Origin of the sequence: Nocardia sp. NPDC051570 (assembly GCF_044454005.1) — a bacterium.
GTDB lineage: Bacteria > Actinomycetota > Actinomycetes > Mycobacteriales > Mycobacteriaceae > Nocardia.
This window is the reverse complement of record NZ_JBITDI010000003.1, coordinates 272,315-290,189: the sequence shown is the minus strand read 5'-3', so window position 1 is coordinate 290,189 and position 17,875 is coordinate 272,315. Positions and strand designations below refer to the sequence as shown.

Annotated in this window: 12 protein-coding genes; 5 read left to right on the top strand and 7 right to left on the bottom strand. The window is 67.2% G+C overall.

Annotated features, from left to right (window positions below; translation table 11 throughout):
- The first annotated feature begins 119 nt into the window (after nucleotides 1-119).
- Nucleotides 120-2,159 carry a M13 family metallopeptidase gene (locus ACIA76_RS08255; RefSeq protein ID WP_397149919.1) on the top strand — a complete coding sequence of 680 codons (2,040 nt, stop codon included), beginning with the start codon at nucleotides 120-122 and terminating at the stop codon, nucleotides 2,157-2,159.
- Between the two features lie 57 nt (nucleotides 2,160-2,216).
- Nucleotides 2,217-2,807, top strand: a complete 591-nt coding sequence (locus tag ACIA76_RS08250) for a Uma2 family endonuclease (RefSeq protein ID WP_397149917.1) — start codon at nucleotides 2,217-2,219, stop codon at nucleotides 2,805-2,807.
- An 18-nt stretch (nucleotides 2,808-2,825) separates the two neighbouring features.
- On the opposite strand, the gene ACIA76_RS08245 is transcribed toward ACIA76_RS08250, so the two are convergent.
- Nucleotides 2,826-4,325, bottom strand: a complete 1,500-nt coding sequence (locus tag ACIA76_RS08245; protein ID WP_397149915.1) for a sugar porter family MFS transporter — start codon at nucleotides 4,323-4,325, stop codon at nucleotides 2,826-2,828.
- A gap of 371 nt (nucleotides 4,326-4,696) precedes the next feature.
- Here ACIA76_RS08245 and ACIA76_RS08240 point away from each other — a divergent pair, with 371 nt between their 5' ends.
- Nucleotides 4,697-5,008, top strand: a complete 312-nt coding sequence (locus tag ACIA76_RS08240; RefSeq protein WP_397149913.1) for a hypothetical protein — start codon at nucleotides 4,697-4,699, stop codon at nucleotides 5,006-5,008.
- A gap of 68 nt (nucleotides 5,009-5,076) precedes the next feature.
- On the opposite strand, the gene ACIA76_RS08235 is transcribed toward ACIA76_RS08240, so the two are convergent.
- Together ACIA76_RS08235 and ACIA76_RS08230 are read right to left on the bottom strand one after the other, a co-directional pair.
- Complete coding sequence (locus tag ACIA76_RS08235) at nucleotides 5,077-7,200, bottom strand: glycogen debranching N-terminal domain-containing protein (RefSeq protein ID WP_397149911.1); 2,124 nt, start codon at nucleotides 7,198-7,200, stop codon at nucleotides 5,077-5,079.
- Nucleotides 7,197-8,501, bottom strand: a complete 1,305-nt coding sequence (locus ACIA76_RS08230; protein ID WP_397149909.1) for a glycosyltransferase family 4 protein — start codon at nucleotides 8,499-8,501, stop codon at nucleotides 7,197-7,199. Before ACIA76_RS08230 ends, ACIA76_RS08235 begins: the two co-directional genes overlap by 4 nt.
- A 178-nt stretch (nucleotides 8,502-8,679) precedes the next feature.
- On the opposite strand from ACIA76_RS08230, the gene ACIA76_RS08225 reads away from it, so the two are divergent.
- A complete protein-coding gene (locus tag ACIA76_RS08225) occupies nucleotides 8,680-9,663 on the top strand; it encodes an ABC transporter substrate-binding protein (protein WP_397149907.1) in 984 nt (327 codons plus the stop codon).
- A gap of 102 nt (nucleotides 9,664-9,765) precedes the next feature.
- The gene (locus ACIA76_RS08220) at nucleotides 9,766-10,752 is read left to right on the top strand and encodes an alpha/beta hydrolase (protein WP_397149905.1); all 987 of its coding nucleotides are present in this window, start codon (nucleotides 9,766-9,768) and stop codon (nucleotides 10,750-10,752) included.
- Here the strand turns inward: ACIA76_RS08220 and ACIA76_RS08215 are convergent.
- Genes ACIA76_RS08215 through ACIA76_RS08200 form a run of 4 tightly spaced genes read right to left on the bottom strand, consistent with a single transcriptional unit; the run spans nucleotide 10,743 to nucleotide 17,875 of the window.
- Nucleotides 10,743-11,507 (bottom strand): ABC transporter permease, encoded by a 765-nt coding sequence (locus ACIA76_RS08215; protein ID WP_397149903.1) that lies wholly within the window; start codon nucleotides 11,505-11,507, stop codon nucleotides 10,743-10,745. The genes ACIA76_RS08220 and ACIA76_RS08215 overlap by 10 nt on opposite strands.
- Nucleotides 11,504-12,280 carry an ABC transporter permease gene (locus ACIA76_RS08210; RefSeq protein WP_397149901.1) on the bottom strand — a complete coding sequence of 259 codons (777 nt, stop codon included), beginning with the start codon at nucleotides 12,278-12,280 and terminating at the stop codon, nucleotides 11,504-11,506. The genes ACIA76_RS08215 and ACIA76_RS08210 overlap by 4 nt, the downstream gene beginning before the upstream one ends.
- A complete protein-coding gene (locus ACIA76_RS08205; RefSeq protein ID WP_397149899.1) occupies nucleotides 12,277-13,242 on the bottom strand; it encodes an ATP-binding cassette domain-containing protein in 966 nt (321 codons plus the stop codon). Before ACIA76_RS08205 ends, ACIA76_RS08210 begins: the two co-directional genes overlap by 4 nt.
- 37 nt (nucleotides 13,243-13,279) lie before the next feature.
- Nucleotides 13,280-17,875 carry an amino acid adenylation domain-containing protein gene (locus ACIA76_RS08200; RefSeq protein WP_397150687.1) on the bottom strand — a complete coding sequence of 1,532 codons (4,596 nt, stop codon included), beginning with the start codon at nucleotides 17,873-17,875 and terminating at the stop codon, nucleotides 13,280-13,282.

Genomic DNA, 17,875 nt, shown 5'->3' with positions numbered 1-17,875 from the left:
GGTGAAGAAATATGGGCCGCGTCCCGGAGTGTATCCGCCGGAGACCGGGCGTGCCGTGCAGTAGCCTCGATGCGGCAATGCCAGAGCAAGATCGCCCAGTTTCAGGGAGAGGATTGTCTGTGACGCCGTCCAGTCGCCCCGTCGCGGTGAACCGCCGCTCGTTCCTGCTCGCCCTCGGCGCGGTGCCCGTGGCCACCGCGTTGGTGGCCTGTTCGAAGCAATCCGCGCCCGCGCAGTTGCACGGCCCGGATCTGTCGGGTGTGGACGACGCCGTCCGGATTCAGGACGACCTCTTCCGCCATATGAACGGTAAATGGCTGAAGGACTATCAGCTGCCGCCGGACAAGACCAGCTTCAGCACCTTCGACGAGGTCAGCGACCGGGTCGAGGAGCAGCTGCGCACGGTGATCGACGGGATCAAGAATCCCAAGGACGGCAGCACCGAACAGCAGATCCGCGATATCTACGACGCGCGTATGGATGTCGACACGCTCGAGAAGCTGGGCATGTCGCCGCTGCAGGGGCTGTTCGCCCAGATCGACGGCGCCGCAACGAAACCGGATCTGGCGAAGGTGATGGGCGCGCTGCCGCTGGGCGGGCTGATCGGGCTGGGCATCAGCATCGATCGCAACAACTCCAACGCCTATCTGCCCTCGGTGGGCCAGTCCGGCCTGGGGATGAGCGAGCAGTACTACCACAAACCCGAATTCGCACAGTACCTTTCGGCCTATCACACGCTGCTCGAAAAGCTCTGGGCCGGAGCGGGATTCCCCGATCCGACGGGTACGGCGCAGCGGGTGCTCGACCTCGAGACGCGGATCGCGGCGGGCTTCTGGGACAACGTGAAGACCCGGGACGCCGACGCCACCTACAACCTGACGTCCTGGAACGATTTGGTCGCGCTCGCACCGACTTTCGACTGGGATCCGTGGCTGGCGGGCAGCACCAGCCGACCCAAGGATCTGTTCGCGTCGATGGTGGTCGAGGAGCCGTCGTTCGTCACCGCCGCCGGCGGGCTGTGGGCCCAGGTGGACATCGCGATCTGGCGGGATTATCTGAAGCTCAGCCTGCTTCGCAAGTTCGCCAAGTACATGAACAAGGCCCTGTCCGACGCCAACTTCGAATATCTGAAGGCCACCAGCGGAATTCAGCAGCGGCCGGATCTGTGGAAGTCGGCGATCGGCGTCGTGAATGCCAGTCTCGGCGAGCCGCTCGGAAAGCTCTACGTGGACAAGTACTTCCCGCCCGAGGCGAAGGATCGCGCCAAGGAGCTGGTGGACAATCTGATGGCCGCCTACCGCGACAACTTCCGCAACTCCAGCTGGATGTCGCCGCCCACCCGGGATGCGGCGATCGCCAAGCTGAACAAGATCACGGTGAAGATCGGCTACCCGGACAAGTGGGTGGACTACTCGAAGGTCAAGATCACCCGCGGCAAGCTCGTCGAATCGCTGTTGGCCATCGCGACTTTCGAATCGCAGCGCGCGATGAACAAGCTGGGCACGCCGGTCGACAAGAGCGAATGGGGCATGTCGCCGCAGACGGTCAACGCCTACTACGAGGCGACCTCGAATTCGATCAACTTCCCCGCCGCGATCCTGCAGTCGCCGTTCTTCGACAAGGACGCCGAGCCCGCCGTGAACTACGGCGCCATCGGCGCGGTGATCGGGCACGAGATCGGCCACGGTTTCGACGATCAGGGATCGAAATACGACGGCGACGGCAACCGCCGCGACTGGTGGACCCCGCAGGACCGCACGGCATTCGAGGCCAAGACCAAGCAGCTCATCGAGCAGTACAGCGCGCTGGTCCCCGAGGGCCTGGACCCCAGCCAGCACGTCAACGGCGACCTCACCGTCGGTGAGAACCTCGCCGACCTGCGCGGCCTGCTGATCTCGCTGGCCGCCTTCCGCCTCGAGCAGAAGAAGAACGGCCGCGACACCCCCGACTACACCCCCATGTTCCAGGCCTGGGGCCGCAACTGGCGCGAAAAGCAGACCAAACAAAACCTCGAACAGCAGATCGCCAACGACCCCCACTCCCCCGGCGAATTCCGCGCCAACCAGGTCGTCCGCAATCTCCCGGAGTTCTACGCCACCTTCGCCGTCAAGGAGTCCGACAAGCTGTTCCTGCCGGAGAACCAGCGAGTCAGCCTCTGAGCCCCGTGACCGGCTGGTCTGCGGGTGTCATCGAGTCGGTCGGGAAGGAAGGATGCCGTGAGTGTCGCCCACGACCACGCCTTCGGGCCGTACACGATCTACGACCTGGATGCGCTACCGGACGAAGGCAAGGGTTACGAGCTCGCCGATGGGTGGCTGATCCCGTTGTCTCCCAGCCAGCGCCACGATATGGCTGCCGACATCCTGCGAGACCGTTTCCGTTCCGCCGCCCGTGCAGCGGACGCGAAGGTCTATGTGCAGGCACCGATGGACATCTCCACCCCGGCAGGCGTCCGCAAGCCCGATGTGGGCCTCATCGATCGCGATGCGGCACGGACGGCGCACGAGGCCAACACCCGCACGTTCTACGGCCGCGATCTGCTCCTGGTCGCCGAGGTGGTCTCGCGGCGCAGCGGTAGTGAACATGTGGACCGTGTCGACAAGCTCTACGACTACGCGAACGCTGGAATTCCGCAGTACTGGATCATCGACCTGGAACCGCACCCCCGGATCGAGGTGCACACCCTCGTCGACGGTGAATACGGTTCACCGACAACGGTTCACGCGGGCGATGTGCTCAGTGTCGATTCTCCGTTCCCGATCGGCATCGATCCCGCGGAACTGTTGGACGTCGACAGCGCCTGGTAAGCACCCGTGTTCGCGTCGTTACTGCGAAACGTGGCTGGCGATGTTGCCGCGTAATGGGAGGAAGGTGCCCTCGCGGAGGGACTGTTCGATCTCTTCGAGGGAGTGGCCCTTGGTTTCGGGGACCAGGAACAGGACGAAGACGAACGACAGCAGGTTGAAGGCCGCGTAGAGGATGAAGGCGGGGCCGACGCCCAGGGTGTCGATGGTGGTCAGGGCCGTCAGGGTGAGGACCAGGTTGGAGCCCCAGAGGGCGACGGCGTGCAGGCTGGTGGCTCGGTCGCGGATGCTCAGGGGGTAGAGCTCCGAGCCGAGCAGCCAGCCGACGGCCTGCAGTCCGGCGGCGTTACAGGCCATATAGGCCAGCATGAGGGCCAGGGTGAGGAAGCGGCCGGGGTGATCGGTGACCACGAACAGCGCCCCGAAACCGAAGAGGAACAGCGTCGCGCCGGGGATGAGGATCAGCATCAGGCGGCGGCGGCCGACCACGTCGACCAGGCGCTCACCGACCGCGGTGCAGATCAGATAGACCGCCGCGATGCCCAGCCCGGACCAGGTGACCAGAGGGGCGTCGAAACCCGCGTCGCCGAGGATGGTGTGCGAGTAGTAGATCATCATCTCCAGCCCGGACAGCTGGGTGAACGCCGCGATGCCCAGGCCGGCGAGCAGGGCCGGGCGCACCCAGGGCTGCCGCAGATTCGCCCAGCCGCCGCGGGAGTCGTTGCGTTCCTGCTGGGTGACGGCCCAGATCTCCAGGGTCTCGCGGACCGCGATCGAGCGATTGGGCCTCAGCCTGCGCAGCACCACCCGGGCCTTGCCCACGGTGCCGTGCTCGATCAGCCAGCGCGGCGTCTCGGGCAGCCGCAGCATGGCCGCGGCCAGCACCAGCGCCGGGAACACCGCGATGCCGATCATCCATCGCCAGTCGTCACCGGCCGCGAACGCGTCCCCGGCGAGCACGCTGACCAGATTCGCCAGGAAGATGCCCACGCCGATGGCGATATTGAAGAAGGTGACCATCGCGCCCCGGCGCCGCGGCGGCGCGAGTTCGGCGATATAGGTCGGCACGATCTGCGAACAGCCGCCGACCGCCAGGCCCAGGAACAGTCGGCAGGCGACCATCATCCATTGGTTCACCGCCAGCGAGCAGGCGACTACGCCGAGGGCGAAGACGCAGGCGATGATGAAGATGGTCTTGCGGCGGCCCAGCCGCTTCGACAGCGTGCCACCCACGAGCGCGCCGATCACCGCGCCGGCGAGGATCGCGGCGGTGACGATCTCCTGCCAGCGATGACCGATTCCCCACTGCGCCGACATCTTCGGCAGCGCGCCGGAGATGATGCCGGTGTCGTAGCCGTAGAGCATGCCGCCGAGCGCGGCGAACAGCGCCACGATCAGTACATTGTGATGCGCCTGCGCCGACTCGTCATGGGTCGGCCGCTCCGGCGGCGAGACGACGATCTCGTAACCGCCGAGATTGCGGCGCCGCAGTCTGGGCAGGAAACTCCGACGCCTGCCCATCGTCGAAATCTCGCCAACCATGCACTCCAGTCGAACGCCGATCACGAGTGTGTGCAAACCGGTCGGTAGATAGTTGCGCATGGGAGCGTCGGCCGCACCGCCGATGACGAGCGGATGTGACGGTCGCGCGCCCGATATGTGATTTAGGCCTCGAGTCGAGAATTCCGCGCGTTTTATGCGATTTCCCGACTGTGATCGCGATCTTGGCCCACCGGATCCGGAGCCGTTCGCGTTCGGAGGTTTCCGTATACGATCGGACCGCGAAAATCGTTGAGATTCCGGGAGTTCGATATGAGCGGCGCCACGGCACACGACGGCGGGGCCCCACGCCTGGCCCATGTCTACGACGGCCGTGATCCGCAGGTCGACCCGTGGCCGACCGCCCGACCGTGGATCCGGCCCTGCACGAGCGGCTGCTGAGCTATCTGGAGTCCGCCCCGGTCATCCTGTCCGCCCGCAGCCGCGAGGTCGACGAGTTCGCACCCACCGACCGCGACGTCCCCCTCGACTACCGCACCGACGGGGCCTGGATCTGGTCCGGTTCGGTCCCTCACTACCTGCGCAAACACAGTCTGGCCCCGGAACCGGATCTGGTGCGCCATATCCAGGACCGCGATTTCCGGCTCGGCACGGTCGAGCAGGCCGCGAAAGACAGTGCGTTGCAGGTGATTACCGGCCCCTGATCAACGAGGCCCGAGCGGTCCCCGGTCTCGACGGCCCGCCGCGGCGGCGGGCCGTCGAGGACACGATCTCAGTGCGTGATCAGCCGCCAATCGTCGGGCAGCGTGGATGCCACCACATGATCGCCGTCGACAGCCAGGTCGAGCACCGTGCCGCCGAGGCGCAGATCGGTCAGTTCCACCCGGCCCCAGCGGCTCGGCAGATGCGGCAGCACGGTCAGCGAGCGGTGCGGGACATCGGGATCCAGTCCGAGGAACGACCGCACCAGCAGCAGCGGCGCGGCGCTGGCCCAGGCCTGTGGGGAACACGAGGTCGGATACGGCACCGGCGCGGAGAACCGGGATCTGGGGAAACCGCAGAACAATTCGGGTAACCGGCCACCGAAGGCCGCGGCGGCGTCGAGCAATCCGTCGGACAGCCGGGTAGCCAATTCGACCGCACCGGGGATATGCCGATAACGCAGCAGGCCGGCCACCGCGATGGCGGTGTCGTGCGGCCACACCGAACCATTGTGGTAGCTCATCGGATTGAAGGCGCCCATGCCGGAGGACAAGGTGCGCAGGCCGAATCCGGAATCCATCTCGGCCGTGGACATCCGCCGGATCAGCTGCGCGGCATGGTCGTCGGGCACGATGCCCGACCACAGGCAATGCCCCATATTGCTGGTCAACGCGTCGACGCGGCGCTTGTTGCGATCCAATGCCACGGCATACCAACCCTTTTCGGGCAGCCAGAAAGCCTCGACGAACTTGGTGCGCAGCGCCGAGGCCTGGTCGCGCAGCGTCGTGGCGAGGTCGCCCTCACCGAATTCGTCGGCCAGATCGGCCCGCGCCAGCAGCGCCGCGTACCGATAACCCTGCACCTCGCACAGCGCGATCGGTGTCTCCGCCAAATGGCCGGAGGAGTCGTTGATTCCGTCGAAGCTGTCCTTCCAGCCCTGATTGATCAGGCCGCGATCGGTGGCGCGCTGATATTCGAGGAAGCCGTCGCCGTCGCGATCGCCGAAGTGCGACATCCAATCCAGCGCCGCATCGGCCGCGGGCAGCAGTGCGTGCACCGCCTCCCTCGACGCGCCCCAGCGCCGCGCCTCGGCCAGCAACATCACGAAAAGCGGTGTCGCGTCGACGGTTCCGTAATAGATCTCCCCGCCCAACACCAGACTGCTGGAGGGACCGCGCCGGATCTCGTGCATGATCCGCCCGGGCTCCTCCTCGGTGAGCGGATCCATCCGCTGGCCCTGCATCTCGGCCAGCTGCTGCATGGTGCCCAGTGCCAGGCCCACATCCAGCGGCAGCGCCATCCAGGCGGTGAGCAGGCTGTCGCGGCCGAACAGGGTCATGAACCACGGCGCACCGGCCGCGACGAAGGTGCGACCCTCGCGCTCGGCGTCGTGGATCTGCAGTGCGCCCAGATCGCTTTCGGTGCGCTGCAGCACGCCCGTGAGCAGCGGATCACCGGTGGTGAGCTTGGTGGCCGTATCGCGCCAGGCCTCGATCTTGCGGCCGGGCTCACTGGATTCGTAGCGCTCGCCCGGGCGCAGCGGCAGATGGACGCGCTGGTTGGCCATGGTCGGCTGCGCCAGGACCTCGGTCTGCCAGCGGCCGCCGGCCGGGACCACCACCCGCCACGACAGCGATCCCGGCATCACCACCGGCAACTCCGACGACGAAACCGCCAGTCCCCGAGCACGATCGGAGCGGTCGTTGAGCAGCAACTCGTTATCGGTGACCAGCACCTCGGCCCGCCCGTGCCCGGCACGGCCCTCCTTGACCGCGAACAGATCGACGAAATCGGCATCGGCATGCAGTTCCAGCGCGACGGCCGTGGCCTCGCGGCCCAGATTCTCGAGTGTGACCGTCTCGCGCAGCCCATCGGCGACCAGCCGCTCACGAACCACCAGCAAGGTGCTATCGGCGGCGCCGGCCCGCGGGGGCCGGCGCCCGATGAACCGCGCGGTGAACGCCTCCGGGCTCAATACCGACAGCGGCTCCGGCCGCTGCCCATCCACGCGCAGTTCCCATCGCGACACCACCCGCGCGTCGCGATAGAACAGCCCATGGGCCGTTCCCGGTTCCACATCTCCCACACGGTCCGATAGGCAGAAGGTGCTCCCCTCCACCAGAGTGACCGCCCCGCCGGGGCCGACCACAGTGGACGGCTCTCCGGCGTTCAGCGCGGCGGGCGCTCCATTCACGCACTATCCCCTTCCATGGCATCGGAGGTGTCTGCTGTCGCCACCCCGGCCACTCGCCGCGTCGCGGCCAGCGGTCGAGCCGGTGTCGTTTCCGGGACTATCGGCGGAACGTGCCCGGCCGCAACAGCGCTCGCCGCGGCGCGACCACTCGGGATGTTCCTGGTGCGGATCGTGGTGGCGCCGCGGACGGGGTGGGCCTTGTGCAGCACCCGCCGGTAGACGCCCTCGTAGCCGCGGCCCAGGGTGTCGGCGCCGAAGTTGCGGGCCACATGGTCGCGGCACGCCTGCGGGTCGTAGTCCTGGACTTCCTTGATGGCGACGGGCAATTCGGCCGGATCCTCACAGATACGACCGGTGACCCCGTCGACGATCACCTCGGCGACGGCGCCGCCGCGCAACGCCACCACCGGCGTGCCGCACACCATCGCCTCGATCATCACCATTCCGAACGGTTCCTCCCACTGGACCGGGAACAGCAGACATTTGGCTTCGGACAACAGTTTTCGCTTGGCGACGGAATCCGCCATGCCGAACAGTTGGTCCCGTTCGGTCAGCAGCGGCCGCACCGCCCGATCGAAATACGCCTTCTCAGGTGGTTCGCTGCACTTTCCGGCAAGCACCAGCGGCAGGTCGGCCGCGTGCGCCGCCTCCAGCGCCAGGTGTGGCGCCTTGCATTCGGTGAACCGGCCCAGGAACAGAGCGTAGTCGCTCTTCTCGGTTCGCAGGGGCCAATCCTGCACGCGTAGGCAGTTGTGTACCCGCCCGGCCCAATTCAGGTCCGGCGCCAGCGACTGCTGCCGATCGCTGATGGCGACGAGTGCGACGTCGTCGCCGAGCGCGCTGTAGTACATGTACGGATCGCCGTCGACCGGTCCGTGCACGGTGACCACCGTGGGCAGGCCGAGATCCCGATAGAAGGGTGCGTTGAGCGGACCGGCGAAGGTGTGATCGTGGACCAGATCGATACCATCGAGGATCAGGAGCTGTTCGAGCGCGCGCCGAACTTTCAACGCGTGCACGACCTCCGGGAACGGATCGCCCAACCGGTCGGCCTGGATCTCGTCCCATACCGGAACGAACCGCTGCGCCCGCGTGCCGGGCACGCCCGCGCCGAGCAGGGTGACGTGATGACCGCGATCCACCAGTGCGTCGACCAGATCGGCGACGACGGCCTCGACGCCGCCGTAGGCCTTGGGTGGGACGTCGAAATACGGTGGAACGATCATCGCGATGCGGAACTGCTCGCCACCGCGGGCCGCCGCTGAAATGGATGGGATACGCGCCGATAACTCTGCGCTCATGACCCTTGCCTCCTGGGACACAAACCGGCAGCACTCCGATGTTTCGAAGTGCTGTTACTGGTGACCGTCGCGTCCTATCGGAAGATCGAGTTCTTCAAGGTAGTAGGTTAGGCTAGGCTGACCTACTTCTGTGGTGGCCCTGCAGACGGAAAGGCCCTCGACGAAGGAGAGTTCGACAATGAAGCCTGCCCGGACGTCTCGGTCCCGCTGGGCGCGCGCGGCGATCCTCACCCTGGCCGGCGCACTCGCCGTGACCTTGGCCGGTTGTGATTCGGGTTCCTCGGAATCCGGCTCCGGCAACGATGCCGTGATGATCAACCATGCGCGTGGCGCCACCACGGTCCACGGCACCCCTAAGCGCATCGTCGCACTGGGCAGCCAGTGGCTCGACACCACTGTAGCGCTTGGCGTGACACCTGTCGGGTATATCGACAATGTCGCGGCGATGGCGCGCACTCCATCGCCGTGGCTGCCCAATTCCCTTGGCGCGGCGAAGAAGCTGGAGACCACCGGCAAGCTGGACGAGCAGGTCGCTGCGCTGAATCCGGATCTGATCCTGGTGGACGGTTTCGCGGGCGACCAGAAGACCTACGACACCCTCTCCAAGATCGCGCCGACCATTCCGGCGCTCGGATCTGCCGTCATCACGCCGTGGCAGGACGAGGTGACCGCACTCGGAAAGGTGTTGCACCGCACCGATGCCGCGAACCAGGTGATCGCGCAGGTGAACGGGAAGATCGACGGATTGGCCGCGCGGAATCCCGGATTGCGGGGGAAGACGTTCGTCAGCACCTGGCTCGCGAGCCCGGCCCAGCTGATGGTGCTGACCGACCGCAACGACGGTTCCTCCCAGATGTTCGGCAGTCTCGGCCTGCGGATTCCGGATAACATCGCCGCGCTGCCCGCCAATCAGGGCCGCGCCCAGCTGTCCACCGAGCGGCTGAACGAATTGGGTGCCGATCTGCTGGTCGCGGGCTACTCCCCCGGTATGGACGAAAAGTACCGCCAGCTACCGGGTTACAGCGAACTTCCCGCGGTGCGCAAGGGCGCGGTGGTCTTCCTGACCGTCCAGGAGATCAGCGCGATCAACCAGCCGACCGTCCTGTCACTGCCCTATATGCTCGACAAGATCGCCCCGGCCCTGCCGAACGCCGCGAAATAGCGCGCGCTCGCGACTGGGGGTCGGCCCGAATCCGGCGTTGCGAACGGGTCGGTATCGGTAAAGTCCTTCGCCTCCTTATGTTTTCGAGGCAAGGGACGCAGTATGCCGCTCCGCCGAATCACGACGCTGTTCACCCTCATCGGCGCGATGCTGATCGGCCCGCTCGCGGCGCCCCCGATGGCGTCGGCGCAGGGCCGGATCGATCACATCGTCCAGCGCACCGATCGGTGGCTGCAGGTCTTCGTCCAATCACCGGCGATGCGGCGCATCGTGCAGGTCGACGTGCTGGTTCCGGCGCAGGCGAGCACCCCGCATCCGACGCTGTATCTGCTCGACGGCAACGGTGCCGACGCGTCCGAGGGCCAGAGCACCTGGACGCTGCGCACCGATGCGGTGCGTTTCTTCGCCGATAAGCCGGTGAACGTGGTGCTGCCGGTCGGCGGTGGCGGCACCTTCTATACCGATTGGCTGCGCGATGATCAGGGGCTCGGGCACAACCAGTGGGAAACCTTTCTCACCCAGGAACTTCCGCCGCTGATCGACGCGACCTTCCACGGCAACGGCCGGAATGCGGTGGCCGGGGTGTCGATGGGCGGGCAGGCGGCGATGGCGCTGGCCTTCCGCAATCCCGCGCTGTACCGATCGGTCGGGTCCTACAGCGGCTGCCTGTTCACCGCCTCCCTCGGCCAGGCCTACGTCCGCGCCGCCGTGGCCGCCCGCGGCGGCGATGCCGACAACATGTGGGGCGGCGCGCTGAACTCGCAATGGGCGGCACACGACGTGGTACTCCATACCGACGGCCTCCGCGGCAAACCCCTGTTCATCTCGGTGGGCTCCGGCATCCCCGGCCCCCCGGACCTGAGCTTCGACCCGCTCTACAGCTGGCCCGCCACCGAAACCGAGGCCGTGGTCATCGAACAGGCCGCCCACGACTGCACCATCGCCTTCGACGCCGAACTCCGCCTCCAGCACCTCCCGGCAACGATGAAGTACTACCCGATCGGCACCCACTCCTGGCCGTATTGGCAACAGCCACTCCACGATTCCTGGCCGGTGCTCGCGGCGGGGCTCGGTCCGTCTCAGCCCTGAGCGGCCTTGCGGTAGCCGCGGACCGCCAGTGCGCCGAAGACCGCGGCCAGGCCCGCGGACCAGGCGAGGGTTTGCAGGAATGGGACGGCGATCGGGCCGCCGAGCAGGGAGTTGCGCATGGCTTCGATGGCGCAGCTCATGGGCTGGGCGCGGACCACCGGCTGGAGCCAGGCGGGGTAGTTGTCCACAGGGACGAAGCCGGAGTTGAAGAACATGCCCAGCAGGATGATCGCCGCGAACAGCTGGACGACCTTCGCGCCGGCCTTGCCGACGCCGACGGTGATGACCATGGTCGCGAAGCCGGGGATCAAAACGACCGGGACCAACAGGACGCCGAGCAGCCCCGACCAGCCCGCGTGGAAGCGCAGGCCCAGCACGACCCCGAGCACGACCACGAGCACCGTGACAACCAGGGTGCGTCCGCATTCGGCGATCAGCCGCCCGATCAGACCCGCACTGCGATGCACCGGCAACACCCAGAAGCGCCGCAGCAGACCACTTTCCGCCTCCGCGTGCAGCGACAATCCGGTACCCATCGCGCCGTACATCGCCCCGCTGACCGCGATCATCGGAACGAAGCCGTAGATGGCGTCGGTGCCCGACGACAGGGTCAGCACCTTGTTCAGCACCAGCTGATACATGAGCAGCAGCAGAATCGGCTGCACCAGCGTAGAGCTGATGACATCGTGCTCGCGCGGCCAGCGCCGCATCAGCCGTCCCGCCTCGATCATGCTCTGATCCACGAGCGTCCTCACGCGCGCCGCCTCTCCACAGCCACCGACACCGCGGTGAACGTCACGATCATCCCCACCACCCACACCGCCGAAATACCGAGCGCCACCGTGTATTTCCCGTCGGTCAGATCGCGCAGGGCCGCTGCGGCCCGGGAGACGGGCTGATTGCGCACGAACGGCTGAATCCAGCCCGGAAACGCCTGCGCGGGAACGAATCCGGTGGACGTCATGACCAAAAGCAGCTGCGGGACCAGCAGTATCGAGGCACCCGCCTCCGGTTTGCCGACGATCACGCCGAGTGCGTCGGCGCCGATCACCAGCGCCACTCCGAACGCGAGCACCAGCGCGAGGAAAACGACGGCGCCGCCGATGTCGTGGAATCGGAAACCGAAAGCACTGCCGATCAGCAGCGCACCGGCGATCGCGGCCAGCGCGCGCATCAGATTGGCCGACATCCGCGCCGCCAGCGGCAGCCACGACCGTACCGGCATGGACCGCAGCCGCGTCCCCATCCCACTGAAGGTGTCGCGGGCGGCTCGGTCACCGGCCGACATGGCGGTGAAGAACATGGCCTGCAGCACGATCACCGGCAGCAGGTACTGCGCGTACTTACCGCCGCCCAGTTCCATCGAATGCCGCAGCGGCACATAGAAACAGATGAAGAAGACGGTCGGCGCCAAGAATCCGAACAGCAGGTCTCCCTCACGGACCGCCGCCCGAATGGTCCGCCCGCTCAACGCCTGCCACTGCAGCGAGGCCGGAACCCGAAGTTCCGCCATAGTTTCCGCACTCATGCCTCGGCGCCCACCGCGTCGTCCTGCGGGCGGGTCAGCTTGATGAACACCTCGTCGAGCGAGGGTCGGCGCAGCGCGATATCGATCAGCTCGATACCGGCCTCGTTCACCCGGCCGAGTACCTCGGCGAGGGTGGCCGCGCCGCCGGGCGCGGGTAGCGAGACCCGGTCGGCGGATTCGGCAACGGTCAGCTCGCCCAGGCCCTCGAGCACCGAGACCACCCGGGCGACCTCGCCCGCATCGACCGGAACGACCTCGCAGTAGCTGGCGCCCGACCGAGCCTTGAGCTGATCGGCGGTGCCCTCGGCGATCACCCTGCCCTGATCGATCACGATGATGTTGTCGCTGAGCGCGTCCGCCTCCTCCAGATACTGAGTGGTCAGCAGGATTGTCACGCCCTGCCGTTTGAGCTCGCGAATCAACGCCCACAGCTGCTGGCGGCTGACCGGGTCCAGTCCGGTGGTCGGCTCGTCGAGGAAGACCACCTTGGGCAAACGCACCAGACCACAAGCGATATCGATGCGCCGACGCATCCCGCCGGAGTATCGGCCCACCCGGCGATCGGCGGCCTCGACGAGTTCGAACTGGTCGAGCAGTTGCGCCGCACGCTCTTTCGCCTGTTTGGGCCGCAGACCCATGAGCCGGCCGAACAGAACGAGGTTCTCCCTACCGGTCAACACCTCGTCGAGTGCGGCGTACTGGCCGGTGAGCATGATCGACGCGCGCACCTGGGCGGCCGCACGCACCACGTCGTGCCCCGCCACCAGCGCTCGCCCGGCATCGGGGCGAACGAGGGTGGACAGCACCGAGACCATGGTGGTCTTACCGGCGCCGTTGGGTCCCAGCACGCCGAGCACACTGCCCGCCGGGACGGTGAAACTGATGCCCCGCAGGGCGCGTACCTCGCCGAACGCTTTCTCGACCGATTCGACGACGATCGCCGAATCCGTGGTTTCCGACACCGGGTTCTCCGTCCTCACTGTGGTTTTCATTCGCGAGTCACCGCTCGACCCCGTCCTCGAGCGCTGCTACCAGCGCATCGATGCCGCGTTCCCACAATCGGGTGAGCTGGTCCGCCTCGGCGGCGGTCAACAGCGTCGAGCTCCATCGCCAACTGGTTCGCAACTGCGGACCGTCCGCGGTGACGGCCACCGCCGAGATGACGTCGAGGGTGTAGCGCAGGGGCAGGTCGGGCTCCGGCACCAGCGGAATCGCCTCCGCCAGATCCGGATCGGTGATCATCGACCAGGACGGCCGGTCGTGGCCGACCAGATCGGCGCGGCCCAGATAGTTGAATTCGACCTGTGGCTCGTTCGCGTCGACCAGATCCGCCACTTCGGTCATCTCTTGCAACACACCGAAGTCCAGCCCGAATCCGGGGAGTGAACCCACCTGCACCGCAACCGAATCCAGCAGTGCCCGCGCCGCTCGCGGATCCTCCTCGGCCCCGGTCACCGTGAGCGCTGCCGCGCCGTGGCCGAGCCGGATCGGGAATACGGTGGTGAACCAACCCACCGTGCCGGAGGTATCCGCGCCGACAACCGCATCGGCGCGGCCGTGGCTCTCCAGTGCGATCAGCGCCCCTGCGGTGTGGTCCTGCTCGCGCTCCCACCTCCAGGATGCCAAGGTCATCGCCAAGGCGGTCAGCAGGAACTCTCGGACACCACGTTCCTCGCTCAACGCACTCAGAATGCGTGCCGTCGACTCGACGGGCGTCCGAACCTCGCTCACCCGCAAGGAGGACCAGGTATCGGACGCCGGGTCGGGCTTGCGCCGTCCGATGGCCGGATCCGAGCCGCGGACCTGCGCGGCCCAATACAGCCGCTGCGCCAGCGCCGCCGGCTCGTCGGCCCGCTGCCGCACCAACTCGGACCAGGCGCGATACGACGTAGCCTCGGTCGTCGACTTCGGTGCCGTCCCGGCTTTCACCTGTTCCCAGGCATGCGCCAACGCCGCCAACAGGATGTGCCACGACACCACGTCCACGACCAGATGGTGGATGGCCAGGAACAGGATGTCACCGCGTTGCGGCGACCGGAACCAGACCGCGCGCACCATATCGCCGGTACGCGGATCGATCTCATCGATGGCGGCACGCGTGAACGGCGCCAGATGCGCGCCGCGAACCGGGACCGAGCCGGCGATCTCGACCTCGGACAGGATGTCACTCGCGGCCACGACTCCCGGAACTCGTGTCCGCAGCCGTATCCCGTTCGGGGTGTCGACCAGGCGCGCGCGGAGCATGTCGTGCGTATCGAGCACCGCTTGCAGCGTGGTCTCGAGATCGGCGCGCGACATCCCCTCCGGCAGGCTGATCAGGATGTCCTGGACGAACCGGCGGAAGCTGCCGTGCCGATAGGTCCACGACACGATCGGCAGCGGAACAACCTCGCCGTATTCCACTGGCCCGGCCGAGATCGCCTGGGCCGCACGGCTATCGACGGCAACGGCCAGATCGCGAACGGTCGGCGTGGCCAGCACCATCGCAGGACTCACCGACAGCCCGGCCCGGCGCGCCCGGCCGACCAGCGAGATGGCCACGATGCTGTCGATGCCCAGATCCAGGAAATCGTCGTCGATACCGAGTGCGCGGCCGCCCAGCGCCTCCGAGAATGCCTGGCACAGGGCGCGTTCGGTCTCGGTTCGCGGTGCGGTCCCGGCACCGTCGGCCGTCATCTCCCGCAGCCCGATCTCGCCGAGGGCGCGGACATCCAGTTTCCCGTTGGGGTTCAGCGGCAGTGCGGGGAGTACGACCAACCGGATGGGAACCATATAGCCGGGAAGGTGTTCCGACAGTCGACCGCGCAGGGACCAGCCGTCGGTACCGTCCTCGGCCACCACGAATCCGACCAGGCACGGTCCGCTGTCGCGGCGCACGACGACCACCGCTGCCCCGCGCACGCCGGGCAGGCGCAGTAGCGCGGATTCGATATCGCCCAGTTCGATACGGTAACCGCGGATCTTGACCTGATCGTCGGCACGCCCGATATAGGACAGCTCGCCCGATGGCAGGCGGCGGACCAGGTCGCCGGTGCGGTACATGCGCGAACCTCTGCCGGAGACTACTTCTTCGTCCTCTTCTCGGACCCCGAAGGGGTCGGCCACGAAGCGGTCCGCGGTGAGGGCCGGCTTGCCCACGTAACCGCGGGTCACCTGGTCACCGGACAGATACAGCTCGCCGATCACGCCGTGCGGCACCGGCCGCAGCAGCGCATCGAGCACATAGCCCGACATCCGGTCCACCGGTCGCCCGATCACCGGCGTCAGCGACGAATCCGACCGCCCCGCACCGGTGTTCACCGTGGCGACGACCGCCTCGACGGTGGTCTCGGTGGGACCGTAGCAGTTGTACACGGCGGTATCGGGCAGCGATCGCAACCGATCCCACATGACCGGGCCGATCGCCTCACCACCCAACGCGAGGACCGTCAGGTGATCACCGTCGACAAGCCCCGCCGCGGACAGCTGGGTGAACATCGACGGCGACGTGTCGATCATGTCCACCCGGTGCCGCACGATGCCGTCGACAATGCCCTGGGCATCGCGCATTTCGACCTCGTCGAACAGATGCAGCGAATGCCCGACGAGCAGCCCGACCAGCGGCTGCCAGGACGCGTCGAAGCCGAGCGACCAGGCGTGCGCGATCCGCAGCTTGCGGCCCAGTCGACGCTCGGCCGGGCGGTAGACGCGGTCACGGTGGTCGGTGAAGTAGCTCGCCAGCGCGGTGTGAGTTCCGATGACACCCTTGGGCTCTCCGGTCGAACCCGAGGTGAAGATGAGGTAGGCGGCCGCATGAGCGTCAACGGCCCGGAGATCGGCCTCGGTGCGGCTCGTGATTCGCCGCTCGGTATCCGGATCGTCGAGCACGAGGACGCACTCACCACCCGCACCCGCAGCGGTCATCAGGTCGACGTGCTCGATGTCGGTGAGAACGATCGCCGGATCGGCCTGCCGGACAATGGATTCCACCCGAGACGTCGGAGCCGCGATATCCACCGGCACGTAGGCGCCACCCGCCCGCAGTACCGCGAGGATCGCGACGATCGATCGGGCCGAGCGCGGTAATGCCAGCGCCACAACGGTTTCGGGACCGATCCCCCGATCGGCGAGTTCCGCGGCCAGCCGTCCGGAGGCCTCGCACAACTCTCGATACGTATAACGCTCCGCCGCGGTGGACAGCGCCACTGCCGCGGGTGTCGCCGCCACCTGCCGCAAGAACAGCTCCACGATGTTCCCGGCCTCGACCGGCCCACCGGCCCGCGGCCGCAGCACATCCCGCTCCCGCGGCAGCAGCACCTCGAGCGTGTCGGGGGCGTTCTCACCATGGTCGGGCAGCTGCCGCAACACCGAGAGCATGCGCGCCCCGATATCGGCGGGCGCGAAATGCGGCAGCGCCTCGGTGATCACCTCGAGCATCACCACCAGTTCGCCATCGTGCAGATGCGACACCACCGACAGCGGGTAGTGCGCCAGACTTTCCATGGCCACCGGCAGGAATCGCGCACCGTCGCCGGTGACGACCGGGTCGGTGGCCGCACCGATCGGGGCATTCTCGAAGACGAACAGCACATCGAACAGCGCACCTCGGCCGACTGCCCGCGCGATGGCGGACAGGCTCAGGTATCCGGAGTCGCGCATGGCCGCCTGCTCACGCTGCGCGCGGCGGCACTGCTCGACCACCGACGCGTCGCGGTCCACTACGAGCAGAGCGGGCACGGTGTTGATGAACAGCCCGATCATCGATTCCACGCCCGGCAGTGAATCCGGACGGCCGGAGATCGTGGTGCCGAACACCACATCGGAACGGCCACTGAGCCGGGAAAGCACAGCTGCCCAGGCGAATTGCACGACGGTGCCGATGGTCAGGCCATTGGCGCGCGCCCAGCGCACGAGTCGATCGGTGTCCGCGGCGTCCAGGCCGAGCCGGGTGCGCCGTGGAATCGCCCCGCCCATGTCGACGCTCGCCTCGGCCACCATCAGCGGACCCGAGAGCGGTGCCAGATAGTCCCGCCACGCCTGCTCGGCGGCCGCCGCGTCCTGCGCGGCCAACCAGGCGATGTAATCGCGATAAGGGCGGGCCGGGGGCAGCGACTCCGCCGTCCCCCCGGTCTCGTAGATCGCGATCAGCTCCTGGAAGAACACCGCGATCGCCCAACCGTCCAGCAGGATGTGATGAGCGGTGACGATCATGCGCCGCCGCCCCTCGGGCAGCGCGACCACTGTCACCCGCAGCACGGGCCCCTGGCCCAGATCGAAGTTGCGTTGCCGATCGGCCTCGGCGATGGCGTCGAAATCCTCGGGGAGCGCGTCGATCTCGGCCCACGGCAGGTCCACCCAGGTAGGCACGATCTGCACCGGCTTGGGCAGATCGCGATCCCAGAACGCGGCCCGCAGATTCGGGTGCCGCACCAGAATGGCCTCGACACTGCGACGCAACCGGGCGATATCGACCGGACCGCCGATGTCGACGACGAACTGCATCGAATACAGGTCGACACCGTCCGCGGCCAGCCGTGCCAGGGAGAACAGGCCCTCCTGCAACGGGCTGAGCGTGAGCACATCCTCGATCTCGGGCGGTGCCGAACGATCCACCAC